This is a genomic window from Neoroseomonas soli (assembly GCF_018129065.1).
GTDB lineage: Bacteria > Pseudomonadota > Alphaproteobacteria > Acetobacterales > Acetobacteraceae > Neoroseomonas > Neoroseomonas soli.
Genome location: NZ_JAAEDM010000005.1, coordinates 57,365 through 70,408, shown reverse-complemented (window position 1 = coordinate 70,408; position 13,044 = coordinate 57,365). Strand labels below are relative to the sequence as shown.

The following is a 13,044-nucleotide window of genomic DNA, read 5'->3' as shown; positions in this document are numbered from 1 at the left end:
CGGCCAGGCCCGCCGTGGAACGGTACGGGCATGACCGCGGCAGCAGCCGAGGCGCGCCTGCCGGTCACGGTGCTGTCCGGCTTCCTGGGCTCGGGGAAGACGACGGTCCTGCGCCGGTTGCTTGCCGCCCCCACCGGCCTGCGCCTTGCCGTCATCGTCAACGACATGGCGGAGACCAACCTCGACGCGGGGCTGCTGGATGCCATCGGGATCCTGCCCCGCGGCCATGACCGGCTGGTCGAACTCTCGAACGGCTGCATCTGCTGCACGCTGCGCGAGGAACTGATCACCGAGGTCGCCGGCCTCGCCCGCGCGGGCCGCTTCGACGCGCTCGTCATCGAAAGCACCGGCATCAGCGAACCCATGCCCGTCGCCGCAGGCTTCGACCTGCCGGGTCCCGGCGGCCTCGTCCTCAGCCAGGTCGCGCGGCTCGACACCATGGTCACGGTGGTGGACGGCCCGTCCTTCCTTGCCGACTACTGCAGCAGGGACCGGCTGGCCGACCGTGGGCTCGCGGCCAGTGGCGAGGATGCGCGCCAGCTGGTCGAACTCCTGGCGGACCAGGTCGAGTTCGCCGACGTCATCCTGCTGAACAAGGCGGACCTGCTGTCGCCGGCGAAGCTGCGCCAGCTCGTGGGCCTGCTGCGCGCCATGAACCCCTCGGCGGAGGTCATTCCCTGCGTCGAGGGCGAAGTCCCGCCCTCGACACTCATCGGCACGGCCCGCTTCGATCCGCTGCGCGCGCGCGCCTCGCCGGGCTGGGCGCGCGCCCTGGCCGGGGAACATGTGCCGGAGAGCGAGGAGTTCGGCATCCGGTCCTTCGTCTGGCGGGCCCGGCGGCCGCTGGACCCGCAGCGCTTCGCCACCCTGCTGCGCACGCCGCTGCCGGGCGTGCTGCGGGCGAAGGGCGTCGCATGGCTGGCGGACCGCCACGACCTGGCGATGGAATGGCACCTGGCCGGCGGCCAGCGGCGGCTGACCGTGGCCGGCCCCTGGTGGGCGACCCGCCCCCGCCAGGCCTGGCCGCAGCAGGAGGCCTGGCGCCGCTGGCTGGCGGCACAATGGCAGGAGCCGTTCGGAGACCGACGGCAGGAAATCGCCTTCATCGGCCAGGAGATGTCGGAGGCGAGGATCCGGGCTGCGCTCGATCTCTGCCTCGTGCCGCCGGCCGCGTCGACGGGCGGCGCGGTGCGGGGAAACCCCGAGGGATCAGGTTCGGTGGCCCCCTGACCGTCGCCCGGAAGTTCAGGCCACCCGTGCGGTCTCGGGAAGCCGCTTGCGCATCGCCTCGTCCAGTATGCGATCGAGCCGCGACAGCGTCGCGCCCCAGTCGTGGCCACGCGCCACCGCGACGCGCGCCACACTGCCCATGGCGGGATGCTCGCCACGCAGCACGGCCGCGACTGCCGCTGCCATCGCCTCGGCACCGTCCGCGACGAGAAGATCGCGGCCCGCCACCGCTCGCACGCCTTCGAAGGCCTGGGGAGAGGCGACGACCGGCCGCGCCATCGCCATGGCCTCGAGCACCTTGTTCTGGATGCCGCGCGCAATGCCGAGCGGCGCGACGGCCACCGCCGCGTGCGCGAGGTACGGGCGCACGTCCGGCACCCGGCCGGTCACGCGCACATCCCCCCGGGCGGCAAGGGCGCGCACGGACGGCGCCGGATTGGCGCCCACGACGTGGAACACCGGAGCGGGGTCGAGACCGGCGAGCCTCGGCATCACATGGTCGGCGAAGAAGCGCACCGCCTCGACGTTCGGCCGGTAGTCCATGGTGCCCGTGAAGACGATGGCCGGCCTGCCGCCCTCGAAGGGGCTGGGAAGTTCGAGCGCGGCATCGAAATGCCGCAGGTCCACGCCATTCTCGACCCAGTCGATGCGATCCGCCGCGCCGGGCGCGAGGGCCGCGAAATGCGCCGCCTCGTCGGGCGACACCAGGATGGTGCGATCGAAGGCGAGGGCGGCGCGGCGCTCGAAGGCGAGAAGGGTGCGGGCCTCGCGCGCCCAGACGTGACGCATGGGGCCCTCGGTCGTCGCGGCGTAGGCACGCCATTTCTCGGAATCCACGTCGACCATGTCGAGCACGAGGGCGGCACCTTTCGGCGCACCCACGACATAGGCCGCCATCGTCGAGGAATAGGCGAGCACCGCGTCGTAGCGCCCGCTCGCGAGACCTTCCCGGACCCAACGATACAGGCCCGGTTCGTGGAACCAGCCGAGGCTCAGTGGCCGGCCCGGCCGCAACGCCGCCATGGCGCGCAAGCGACGCGCGGCGCCTGTCAGCCGCGCATGCCGCACCGTCGCGCATCGCGCCTCGAGAACCGGCAGATGCGCGAGGTCCGCCGGGTCGTCCACCAGGCAGCCGAGATCCACCTCCCAGGTCTCGGCCAGGTGGTCGAGCATGTGCCAGGCGCGGATCTTGTCGCCCTTGTCGGGCGGATAGGGGATCCGGTGAGCGAGGAAGAGAAGCCGCCGGCGCGCCATCTGCCGCATCACCCCAGGCCGCGCACCAGCATCGGGCCGATCGTGTTCGCCACGGGCAGCGGCAGGCGCTTCCAGGCGGCGATGAGCAACCGGTACTTCGGGTTGTTCGGGTTGTTGTCCGGCACCGCCGCGCCAGGGGCGAGGCGATAGCAGTAATGCAGTTCCTGCGGCGTGAAGCCCCAGTTCTTCTTGAAGTCGAAGGCGCCGGTGCCGAGCTTGCTGCGGCCGAAATCGAAGGAGGTCGCCCCGCGATCGCGGCCGGCGACGCGCATCACTTCCCAATACATCAGGTCATTCGCGGACAGGCCGCGCGCTTCCCGCGTGCCGCCGCCGTAATAGGGCAGCACCTCCTGGCGGAAATGGAAGTTGAGCACGGACGCGACGGGCCGGCCTTCGTGCAGCACCGTCGTGACGTCGGACTCCTCCGGGAATGCCTCGGCCAGCAGGCGAAAATAGCGGCGGGGAAAGACCGGGCTGCCGAGGTTGCGCACGCTCTCGGCATAGACGCGGTGCAGCCGGTCGACATCGCCGTCGGTCACCGCCGTCAGCCCGCGCCGCAGCGCCTTGCGCACTTCCGCACGCTGCTTGCGCGGGATGTTCCGCTCGAGGTCGCGGTCGTCATCCCCGGTGACGAGGATCGGCTTGCGGAAAGTGAAGTAGAGGGGCGGCCGCGGCAGCCAGCCCGGATCAGGCGTGCCGGCGCGGCGGAACTCGAGGCAAGGCACGCCGAGGCGACGCTGCAGGTCGATCGCATGCGCCTCGAGCGCCACGGCTGCCTCGGGCGTTGCCGCGACACTGCCGCCGTAGACGCAGAAGGGCGTGGAAGCCAGGACGTCGCCGAACAGGCGCGTCCGCATCCTGGCGAGCGGCAGGACACCGACGATACAGCCATCCTGTTCCGCATAGGCGTAGTGGGTGGCATGGCCGAAGGCCTTGCGGATCACGCGCTCCCAGGCGGCCAGGTGGAAGAAGGTGGCCTCCCGCGCCGGGCGGACGAAGGCGTCCCAGGCGGGGACGGCCTGTTCGTCGAGCATGCGGACGCGCGGGGCCATCGGCTCAGGCCGCCGCGGCGCAGCCTTGCGCCGGCGCGATCGCATCGGCGAAGACCTCGTCCATCCGCCCCCACGCGAAGTCCGTGAGGAGGCGAGCGAGACGGCGTCGCATGCTGCCGAGCCCGGTATAGTGCCGGAAGCGGGCCAGCCTGCCGGCACCTTCCGCCCGCGGCTGCGCGGGGTCGATCTCCCACGGATGAAAGTAGAATACGCCAGGCCGCCCCTCGACGCGGTTGACCCGGTTCAGCCCGGCATGGGTGACGCCGTAGGGGAGCAACCGGAACCAGCCGCCGCCGGCGCAGGGCAGGTTGCGCCCGAAGGCCGGCAGTGTGCTGAGCGGGATTTCCGGCACGCCCTCCGCGTCTCGGCGGTGCGGATGCCGCGGCGCGCCGGGCTCGCCGTAGCGGTCGTGACGCACGGGAAAGGTGGAGGAGGAATAGTGATACCCCTCCTCCGCCAGGATCCGGTGCGCCCAGGGTGTCCTGGCCGCGGACACCGAGAAGGTCGGGGCGCGGTACCCGCGGACCGGCACGCCGCCCGTGTCCTCGAGCACCAGCCGCGCGCGCCGGATGTCCTCGCGGAAGCCGGCCATGCCGATGGCGTGGACCAGTTCGTGGCCATAGCCGTGGCTTGCGAGTTCGTGCCCGCCGGCGACGATCCGCCGGACCAGCGCCGCGTGCCGTTCCGCCACCCAGCCGAGGGTGAAGAAGGTGGCGAGCACGCCGGCGTCCGCGAAGTCCTGCAGGATGCGGTCGGTATTCGCCTCCACACGCCGTTCCAGGCCGTCCCACGCCGTACGCGGAATCACTCCGGCGAAGTTCTGGACCTGGAACCAGTCCTCGACGTCCACGGTCATGGCGTTGCGGATGCGCTCTTCGCTCATCGCCGCGTCCTTCCGGGCTTGACGTCTCCGAAAAGGTCCTGCAGGCGCCGGAAGACCCGCTCGCGCTTGGTCGTCAGTCGTTCCAGTTCACCGACCCGCTCGCCGAGGTCGTGGATGGCTTCCTCGAGCGCCGTCGACGCCGGTGCCGCAGCCGGCGCTTCGGGAAGTGTCAGCGGCGGAGACGGCAAGGGATCGGCGCAGATCTCGTTCAGGTCCTGCTCCAGCTCGACCGCCGTCGCCTCCACCAGCGCGGCGGAGAGCAATGCCTGGTGCTCCAGCGAGCCGGCCAGCAGCACGCGGGAGCAGAGCCGGTTGATGCGTCGCGGAATGCCGCCCGTGTGGTGGTGCACGGTGTCGAGCGCCGCCTCGTCCCAGGCCGGATGTCCGGTCCAACCGACCGCTGACATGCGGTGGCGCACATATAGATGTGTCTCCTCCCGCGTCAGCCCGGCCAGGTGATAGGCCGCAAGGATCCGCTGCCGCAGCTGGTCGAGGTCCGGCCGCGCCAGGGTGCGCCGGAGTTGCGGCTGCCCCATCAGGATCACCTGGAGAAGCGCGCGATCCCCCTCGGTGACATTGGTGAGCATGCGCAACTCCTCGAGGGCGCTGATGGGCAGGCCCTGGGCCTCGTCCACGATCAGCACGGGGCGCTTCCCGAGGTCATGCACCCCGCCTCCGAGGACGGCGATCAGGCTTCGGAGGATCTCGGCCTTGCTGCCGTGGGACGGGGCGCCGAACGCCGTCGCCACCAGGCGCAGAAGGTCATCCGCCTCGACCTGCGTCGTCATGATGCGCGCGATGACATGGTCGGTCGGCGCCAGTTCGGCGCAGAGGCGTTCGATCAGCGTCGTCTTGCCCGCGCCGACCTCTCCGGTGACGACGACGAAGCCCTCCCGCTGCGCCAGGCCGAACAGCAGGTGGGCGTAGGCGCGGCTGTGCACCGTGCTCGGGAAATAGAGCCGGACGTCCGGCGTCATCTGGAAGGGCGGGCTGCGAAAGCCGTAGGCATCGATCTGCATCTGGGCGCCGCTCACTAGAAGGTCTTCCTCACCACCGCGCGCAGGATCGTTTCCGTGTATCCGGACTGCGGATCATCCGAATCCCGGCGTGTCCATGCGAGCTGGACGGAGGCGATCAGGGTCTCGCTCAGCCAATGCACCACGGCCGCGGAGGCGCTGTAGTAGTTGTCGGTGGTGCCTGCGGGGATGTCCTGCTTGATGCGGCCATACTGCACCGTGGCGATGGTCGTCGTCCGCGGGCTCAGGTCATGGGCCCAGCTGAAGGTCGCGTAGCCCCCCGTCTCGGGCGTCGCCACCGTGCCCGGTGCCGCGGAGACCGGATCCCTGTCCTGCCACGAGCCCGACAGGGTGAAGATGTCGCGCGGCCAGGACTGGCGAAGCGTCACCGTCGCCGTGCGCGTGCGGAAGAGCGCGTTCTGTACCGGAAAGAACGGATTGACGAGCAGCACCGGAGCGCCCGTCTGGCTGTCGACGGGATTGCCGAGCGCGTCGAGCGTCGTGCTGGCCAGCAGGTCCTGGGCATCGCCGAGGGAGGAGGTGAGGCGTTCGTTGTAGCTCGCGAAGAGGTCCGTTCGCCCGCCGAGGGCAATGCCCGCATTCACCGAGAGGGAATTGAACCCGTCGCGCCGCCCGTAGCGGAGGATGACGATGGAATCCGGGCTCGGCGTGAGCCGCGTGCCCACCGACCAGATTGGCCCCTCGATCTTGCCCGGAGCCGTGCCGCCGTATTCGAGGTTCTCGTACCCGCCCTCCAGCAGCACGGCGATGGTCGGGGTGATCGAATACCGCCCCTCCACCGAGGTGAGAAAGCGGTGCGCGTTGTCGTAGATGCCGGTGCCGACGAAGGCGGTGCCATCCACCGAGGCCTGCAGCGCGAGGCGGCCCAGATCCTCGCCGGAGCGCAGGATCGCGAAGCCGCGATGCGCCATGTAGTCCTGCGCGGCGAATTCCGGCAGCGGCTGGCCGGTCGCGATGTTCGCGTTGCCGGTCTGCTCGGAATACTGGAACGAGTAGCCGATCTGCGCCGTGGCGGCGCTGCCGAAGCGATGCACCAGATAGGGCGTCACCTGGAAGGCGTAGAGCTGCGTGTCGTCGCCGCGGGAGACGGGCTGCGCCGCACCGGGGAAGAAGCCACCGCCGGAGGGCACGACGGAGGCCGAGCCGCGCATGTCGACGTAGAAGCTGCCCGGGATGACGGCGGCGAGGAGTTGCCCCGAGCCGTACTGGTCCACGCGGTTCTGGTTCGTATAGGTCGCGTAGAACCGCGCCGTCGGGTCGTAGCTGATCGTGCCGAGCAGGCGGGGCGTGCTGACATTCAGCGTGATGCCCGGCGTCACCGAGGTGATGACGTCGGATCGGGTGTCGTTCGCGGAGAGGAAGACGTTGTCGGTCGCCAGCACCTCCAGCGTGAGGCGCGGCTGGACCGACCATGGGCGATCGAGCAGCGGCACGGCCTGGTCCGGCGCATAGGGGGCACCGAGGCCGCCGAGCCCGCCGAACCCGCCCAGGCGCACGTCCCGGCCTTCGCGCGGCGTGATGGGCCTGTCGCTGCCCGCAAGCGGGCCGAGCGCAGGGGAGACCAGGCGCTCCGGCACGTTCTGCGTGGGGGCCTCGCCGGCCTGCGTCGTTGCGCCCTCCGTCGGCGCTACACTGCCGGTGGCGGGGGCGTTGCCTTGCTGCGCCTCGGCCGCGAGTGGCCACGCGAACCACAGCACGGCCACGACCGCGGCGGGCAAGCCGCCTCCGGCGATGCCGGCATCACGCGCTCGCGCTGCCACCAACATGATCTCCTGCCGTGCCACGATCGCCAAAGCTGTCACTGACCGTCAGCCGGATCCGATTCAGCAGGAGTTGCAGGTTCGGGCAGGAATCGACGATGTCGAGCGCGGCCTCGAGCTCCGCGCGCTGCGTCCGCTCGGCCTCCACGACCATCACCACCTGGCCCGCCGCGGCGGCGAGCAGGCCCGGGTCGCTCGAGGAAAGGCAGGCCGTGGCATCGAGCACGATGATGTGCCGGGGAAGCGCCTGCGCGATACGAAGCAGCGCCGCGTTCATCGCGCTGCCCTGCGGTGCCCGGGCCCGGTCCGCGGCCGGCCGTCCCCGTGGGAGCAGGTCGAGCTGCGGCAGTTCGGTCGGCACCAGCAGCGTGCCGGCATCGAGGTCCGGCTCCGCCATCAGCGCCTCCAGCCCCGGATGGGCGGCAAGTCCGAGCAGACCCGTCAGCGACCCCGCCTCACCTTCCGTATCCACCAGCAGCGCCCGCTGCTGCGTGCCGGCCGCGATGCTCGCGGCGATGTTCAGGGCGGCGAAGGACTTGCCTTCCCCGGGCCGCGCGCTGGTGACCAGCACGATGCGGTCGCTGCGCCCTGCCTCAGTCGCCGCCGATGCGACGTTGCGCATGACCTGTTCGCGCACCAGCGCGATCTCCTCCGCCAGGCGCGAACGCGCCGCTGCGGGACCCACGAGGCCGGCCCGCAGAAGGACCTCGAGCCGCAGCCGCGGCGCGAGGTCCTCCGTAGGACCCGCCGGCGGCACGTCCTCGAAGGCGGGCGGTGCGACGGGCGCCGGCGGCGGTTCGGGGGCGACCGCTGCCGGCACGGCCGCGGCCAGCATTGCCCGCTCGACGAGATGAGGGCGGGTCGGGCGGATGCTGCTCATGCCTGAAGCCTCGCGATGATGGACAGGCCGCCGTAGGCGGCGGCGAGGAAGGCAATCACCAGCAACCCGAAGCTCCCGGCCAGCAGCATCGCCTCATTCGCCCGCACGCGCGGCGCCGGCGTCGAGAAGCCGCCGATGACCGGCAGCCCGAGCCGGCGGAGTTCCTTGAGCGTGTAGAAGGAGCCGTCGAACTGCACGAGCAGGACGACGAGCGCACCGCCGGCCCCGAGTGCGAGAAGCAGCACGCCCGCCGACAGCAGCAGCCGGTTCGGCCCTGCCGGGCCGGTCGGCATGGTCGGCGGGTCGACCACCTCGAGCGTGACGCGTTCGGTGCTCGTGCGGGCCGCGTCGGCGATGTTGACGGATTCCCGCCGCGCCAGAAGTTCCTCGTAGTTGCGGCGGATGACGTTGTAGTCGCGGTCGAGGTTGGCGAACTGCGCCTGCACTTCCGGGGCGCTGCGCGCCATGTCCTCGAGGCGTTCGGACTCCTGGTCGATGTCGCGGATCTGGCGCTCGAGGGAGGCGATCTGCGCGTCGACATCGACAAGCCGGACCGTGAGTTGCTCGCGCAGCGGATTGGACCGCGCCGCGGCGGTCGCGCCGCGGCCGCCGTTCCCGCGCGCGGCGGCAGCGGCGGCACGCGCCGCAATCACATCCGGGTGCTGATCGGTATAACGCTGGCGCAGCTCAGCGAGGCGCCGCTCGGCTTCCGATGCCGCACCGCCCTGCGTCGCAACCGGCGCCATCCGGGGCGCGGCGTCGATCTGTTCGCGGATCAGGTCCCGGCGCGCGATGGTGTCCTCAAGCTCGCCGCGCAGGGCTTCCCGCCGGGCGCGCACGGCCTCGAGGCGCGAGACGCTGCCGTTCAGCGAGAGAAGGTCCTGGTAGCGCGTGGTGAAATCGGCGCGGCGGCGCTCCGCCTCGCGGAGTTGCACCTCGTAGGCGGAGAGCTGCTGCAGGAGAAACGTCCGCGCATTCTCCATCTGCCGCCGGTCGCTGCCGCTGGCGGCCTCGAGGAACAGGTTGACCACCGTCTGGACGACGTTCTGCGCGAATACCGGGTCGCGGTCGCGGTACTCGATGGCGAAGAGGTTCCGGCTCTGCGTGTAGAAGCGGACGTCACGCTGCAGGCGCTGCAGCATCTGCTCGCGGTCGACGCCTTCGGCGACCCTGCGCGAGAGGTCGGAGCGATCGATCAGTCGCTCGAGGTTGGGGCGGCTGAGGAGCGTGCGCTGCAGCATCTCGACCTGCGCCGCGGGCGAGCTGTCGATGGCGATGCCGCGCAGCAGGAGCCCGAGGATCGCGTCGGCATCGGCATAGATGCGGGCGGTCGAGAGATACTGGTTCGGCAGCATGCGCACGCCGCTCCAGCCGAGCAGGGCGACGAGCCAGATCGCCGCCATCGCCTTCCACCGGTGGCGCCAGCCGGCGGCCATGTAGCGCCTGACGAGATCCCTCGGGTCCATGGCTCAGAACCATCCTTGGGGAATGAGGATCGTGTCGCCAGGACGCAAGGCAACGTCCTGGGAGATGTCGCCGCCACGCAGCAGGTCATCGAGCCGCACGCGGATGGACCGCGGCGACCCGCCGGCCGGGTCGCGCCGGATGATCTCTGTGCGATTGCCCGCGGCGTAGCGCGTGAGGCCGCGCGCCTCGATGATGACATCGAGCACGGTCATGCCTTCCCGATAGGGCAGGCTGCGCGGCTGGGCGGCCTCTCCGATGATGCGCACCTGGTGGCCCGGCACGCCGACGAAGGAGCGCACCATCACGGTCACGTTCGGCTCGATGACGTAGCGCTTGAGGCGCTCCTGGATCTCGCGCGAGAGTTGCGTCGGGGTGCGGCCCGCCGCCACGATATCCGGCACGAGCGGCAGGGAGAGCCGCCCATCCGGCCGCACCGGCAATCCGCTTGCGCTGAGTTCGGGCGCCTGGTGGACGAAGATGTCGAGCCCGTCACCCGGTCCGATCACATATTCCGAGGCCGGCCCCGTCGCCGCCGACGCGGCCGCATCTTCCGATGGTGTCGCGCAGGCTGCGAGCAGCAGGCACAGCGCCGACACCGCGATCCCGAAACGGCCAGAGTGCCCCATCCCAACCTCCCACCACCGCTCCAGGCGCGGCCCACTCAACCGGCAGTTCTCCGGGGGCTGGCGCGGTAGCGTTCGGCGCCCCGTTTTCACCCGATCCTAGGCTCCGTCAGACTCGAAATGCAATGTAATCGATGTTCCATTTTTCAGAGGTATCGCAGTATTCGGGTTGCAGGTCGAACCCGCACATGACCGCCACCACATGCCGCATTGAGCCCCACACTCGCGTGACGTGCATCCGTTTCAACGCCCTCGCTCAACCGTTGCGATATCGATGCTTAAACTACCAAAGGCTTTTTTTAACCACGATTGCTTTGAGCATGATAGCATTGCTAACGTTGGGGCAAGGGAATGCATTTTTGCGACGCCTGCGCAGAACTTGCGCGGGCGGAGCGATTGTTTTCGACCGCCCCGCGGACTTCGTGCCGGCCGGGGCGGCAATACACTCAAGGAAGGCGTTATGACGCGATCCTTCGGCACCCGTGTCCGTGACTTGCTGGGGTCTCGACCCGGCCGTGCCATGCGGGCCTTGCGGCGGGGCCCGGCGGCCGGCTGCCGGATGGCTCTCCCGGCCATGGTCATCCTCCTGGCGGGCGTCGCTTTCGCGCGGCACGACCTGGCTGGCCTCGAAGCCGCACTCATTGCCGGCCTGATGCTGCTCTCGTTTGCAGGCGGCACGGCTCCGGGCGGCGCCGCATTTGCCACCGCACGGTCGACGGGCCGTGCAAGCGGGCGAGCGGCCTTCCAGGAGCCGTTCATCGTCCTGACGGTGGATCACGGGGCATCCACCTCGACCACCTATGCGGAGGGCGCATCGGGGTTGTTCGGGCCCGAAATCCGCCGCGCCAGCCTGCGCGACGACTGCCTCGACCCCGAGGACCTGCCGCCCGACTGGCTGACGACGACCCGTGCGGCCCGCCAGTACCGGCTGGAACAGGCGCTGCACCGCACGCTCGACATCACGGCGAGCTTTTCGCTGCTCGTGCTGACGCTGCCGCTCCTGCTGCTTGTCGCGCTCGCCATCAAGCTCGACTCCCCCGGGCCGGTCCTCTACCGGCAGGAGCGCGTCGGCCGCAGGGGACGCGTCTTCACCATCCTCAAGTTCCGCAGCATGACGGTGGATGCGGAAGCCGGCGGTCCCGTCTGGTGCCGGGTGCAGGACCCGAGGGTGACGCGCGTGGGCCAGTTCCTTCGCCTCACCCGGATCGACGAGATCCCGCAGGCTCTCAACATCCTTCGGGGCGACATGGCATTCGTGGGCCCGCGTCCGGAAAGGCCGGGCTTCGTCGAGCAACTGTCGGCGATGATCCCGCACTACGCGGACCGCGACTTCGTGCGGCCGGGCCTCACGGGTTGGGCGCAGGTCCGGTTCCGCTACGGCGCCTCGGTCGATGACGCACGGAACAAGCTCGCCTTCGATCTCTACTACATTGAGAACCGCAGCATCTGGCTCGACATGCGGATCGTCCTCGCGACCGTCCGGGTCGTGCTGTTCCAATCCGGCGCGCGCTGAGGCGGCGCGCCATGCCCTTCGGCATCGATGCCCCGCTGCGTCCGGTTTCCTCCGGCAGCCCGGCGGCCGCTGTCGCCGAACGCCGCCGAGGGGTGCAGGACAGCGGCACCGGACCGGCCGCACCGCCTGCTGCGGGGCGATCCATGCGGCTGCTGACCTTCAGCACGCTCTATCCCAACGCGGCGCAGCCGGCGCATGGCGTCTTCGTCGAGAACCGCCTCCGCCACCTGGTCGCCAGCGGCGAGGCCAGCAGCACCGTGATCGCGCCGGTGCCCTGGTTTCCCCTCCGCTCGGAGCGCTTCGGCACCTGGGCGCGCTACGCCCGGGCCCCGCGCGAGGAGACACGCCACGGCCTGCACGTGCTGCATCCCCGGTTCTTCGCGCCGCCACGGATCGGCATGTGGACCGCGCCCTGGATGCTGCAGCGGGCCGCGGAGGCAGCACTCCGCCGGCTGACGGCACAGGGCTTCGCGTTCGATGCCATCGACGCGCATTATCTCTACCCGGACGGCGTCGTGGCGGCGTGGCTCGGGCGAAGGCTCGGCAAGCCCGTCGTGATCACCGCGCGCGGCTCTGACACCAGCCTGCTGCCGCAGTTTGCCCTGCCGCGTCGCCTGATCCTCCAGGCGCTCGACGAGGCGGATGCGCTGATCGCCGTCAGCAGCGGGCTGCGGGACGGGCTGGTCGCGCTCGGCGCGCCGCCGGAAAAGGTCTCCGTGCTGCGGAACGGCGTGGATCTCTCGGTGTTCCGGCCGCCCCTGGACCGCGCGCGAGCGCGCGCCGCGCTGGGGATCGAGGGGCCGATGCTTCTCTCGGTCGGCCTGCTGATCGAGCGCAAGGGCCATCACCACACCATTTCCGCCCTGCCCCGCCTGCCTGGCTGCACCCTCCTCATCGCCGGCGAGGGTCCGGACCGGGAGGCGTTGGCGGCACTGGCCGCGCGGCTCGGCGTTGCAGACCGCGTCCGCCTGCTCGGCGCCCGCCCGCATGGGGAATTGCCGGCGCTTTACGGCGCCGCGGATGCGCTGGTGCTCGCCTCCACGCGCGAGGGCTGGGCGAACGTGATGCTGGAATCCATGGCCTGCGGCACGCCCGTGGTCGCAGGACCGGCCTGGGGCAGCCGCGAGGCCATCTGCGCGCCGGAGGCCGGCATCGTGCTCGACGATGTGTCGGCGGATGCCATCGCGCAGGCCGTTGCGGCGGTCCTGGCGGCACCGCCGGCACGCGATGCGACGCGCGCCCACGCCGAGCGCTTCGGCTGGGAGGAGACGACCGCGGGGCAACTCGCCCTCTTCCGTCGCGTCCTCGCCGCACGGTCGGGAGGCGGTGTCACATGAGGCGAGGC

At 70.7% G+C, this 13,044-nt stretch carries 11 protein-coding genes; 3 read left to right on the top strand and 8 right to left on the bottom strand.

Annotated elements, in window-relative coordinates; genetic code table 11:
* Window positions 1-30: 30 nt before the first annotated feature.
* On the top strand, window positions 31-1,230 hold the full coding sequence (locus GXW76_RS03210; protein WP_211860544.1) for a GTP-binding protein: 1,200 nt from the start codon (window positions 31-33) through the stop codon (window positions 1,228-1,230).
* A 15-nt stretch (window positions 1,231-1,245) separates the two neighbouring features.
* Here the strand turns inward: GXW76_RS03210 and GXW76_RS03205 are convergent, their stop codons facing one another.
* From GXW76_RS03205 to GXW76_RS03170, 8 genes are read right to left on the bottom strand one after another with little or no spacing between them, the layout of a single operon-like run.
* Window positions 1,246-2,484, bottom strand: a complete 1,239-nt coding sequence (locus tag GXW76_RS03205; protein WP_211860543.1) for a TIGR03087 family PEP-CTERM/XrtA system glycosyltransferase — start codon at window positions 2,482-2,484, stop codon at window positions 1,246-1,248.
* 8 nt (window positions 2,485-2,492) lie between these two features.
* Window positions 2,493-3,536: a FemAB family XrtA/PEP-CTERM system-associated protein gene (locus tag GXW76_RS03200; RefSeq protein WP_211860542.1), complete on the bottom strand. Its 1,044-nt coding sequence runs from the start codon at window positions 3,534-3,536 to the stop codon at window positions 2,493-2,495.
* A gap of 4 nt (window positions 3,537-3,540) precedes the next feature.
* A complete protein-coding gene (locus GXW76_RS03195; protein WP_211860541.1) occupies window positions 3,541-4,419 on the bottom strand; it encodes an XrtA system polysaccharide deacetylase in 879 nt (292 codons plus the stop codon).
* Window positions 4,416-5,453, bottom strand: coding sequence for an AAA family ATPase (locus GXW76_RS03190; protein WP_338150876.1), 1,038 nt, complete (start codon window positions 5,451-5,453; stop codon window positions 4,416-4,418). Before GXW76_RS03190 ends, GXW76_RS03195 begins: the two co-directional genes overlap by 4 nt.
* A complete protein-coding gene (locus GXW76_RS03185; RefSeq protein ID WP_211860540.1) occupies window positions 5,453-7,174 on the bottom strand; it encodes a TIGR03016 family PEP-CTERM system-associated outer membrane protein in 1,722 nt (573 codons plus the stop codon). The genes GXW76_RS03190 and GXW76_RS03185 overlap by 1 nt, the downstream gene beginning before the upstream one ends.
* 22 nt (window positions 7,175-7,196) lie before the next feature.
* A complete protein-coding gene (locus tag GXW76_RS03180) occupies window positions 7,197-8,096 on the bottom strand; it encodes a P-loop NTPase family protein (RefSeq protein ID WP_211860539.1) in 900 nt (299 codons plus the stop codon).
* Window positions 8,093-9,562: an XrtA system polysaccharide chain length determinant gene (locus tag GXW76_RS03175; protein WP_246513878.1), complete on the bottom strand. Its 1,470-nt coding sequence runs from the start codon at window positions 9,560-9,562 to the stop codon at window positions 8,093-8,095. The genes GXW76_RS03180 and GXW76_RS03175 overlap by 4 nt, the downstream gene beginning before the upstream one ends.
* A gap of 3 nt (window positions 9,563-9,565) precedes the next feature.
* The gene (locus tag GXW76_RS03170; RefSeq protein ID WP_211860538.1) at window positions 9,566-10,189 is read right to left on the bottom strand and encodes an XrtA/PEP-CTERM system exopolysaccharide export protein; all 624 of its coding nucleotides are present in this window, start codon (window positions 10,187-10,189) and stop codon (window positions 9,566-9,568) included.
* 571 nt (window positions 10,190-10,760) lie between these two features.
* Here GXW76_RS03170 and GXW76_RS03165 point away from each other — a divergent pair.
* Both GXW76_RS03165 and GXW76_RS03160 read left to right on the top strand, forming a co-directional pair.
* A complete protein-coding gene (locus GXW76_RS03165) occupies window positions 10,761-11,699 on the top strand; it encodes an exopolysaccharide biosynthesis polyprenyl glycosylphosphotransferase (protein WP_272876014.1) in 939 nt (312 codons plus the stop codon).
* 11 nt (window positions 11,700-11,710) lie between these two features.
* Entirely contained in the window at window positions 11,711-13,036 is a 1,326-nt protein-coding gene (locus tag GXW76_RS03160; RefSeq protein ID WP_246513877.1) for a glycosyltransferase, read from the top strand.
* The last annotated feature ends 8 nt before the right edge of the window (window positions 13,037-13,044 follow it).

Bases quoted from the DNA above. Each gene is read 5' to 3' on its own strand.
- GXW76_RS03210 (WP_211860544.1), top strand. From the start codon at position 31: ATGACCGCGGCAGCAGCCGAGGCGCGCCTGCCGGTCACGGTGCTGTCC.
- GXW76_RS03205 (WP_211860543.1), bottom strand. From the start codon at position 2,484: ATGGCGCGCCGGCGGCTTCTCTTCCTCGCTCACCGGATCCCCTATCCG.
- GXW76_RS03200 (WP_211860542.1), bottom strand. From the start codon at position 3,536: ATGGCCCCGCGCGTCCGCATGCTCGACGAACAGGCCGTCCCCGCCTGG.
- GXW76_RS03195 (WP_211860541.1), bottom strand. From the start codon at position 4,419: ATGAGCGAAGAGCGCATCCGCAACGCCATGACCGTGGACGTCGAGGAC.
- GXW76_RS03180 (WP_211860539.1), bottom strand. From the start codon at position 8,096: ATGAGCAGCATCCGCCCGACCCGCCCTCATCTCGTCGAGCGGGCAATG.
- GXW76_RS03175 (WP_246513878.1), bottom strand. From the start codon at position 9,562: ATGGACCCGAGGGATCTCGTCAGGCGCTACATGGCCGCCGGCTGGCGC.
- GXW76_RS03170 (WP_211860538.1), bottom strand. From the start codon at position 10,189: ATGGGGCACTCTGGCCGTTTCGGGATCGCGGTGTCGGCGCTGTGCCTG.
- GXW76_RS03165 (WP_272876014.1), top strand. From the start codon at position 10,761: ATGGTCATCCTCCTGGCGGGCGTCGCTTTCGCGCGGCACGACCTGGCT.
- GXW76_RS03160 (WP_246513877.1), top strand. From the start codon at position 11,711: ATGCCCTTCGGCATCGATGCCCCGCTGCGTCCGGTTTCCTCCGGCAGC.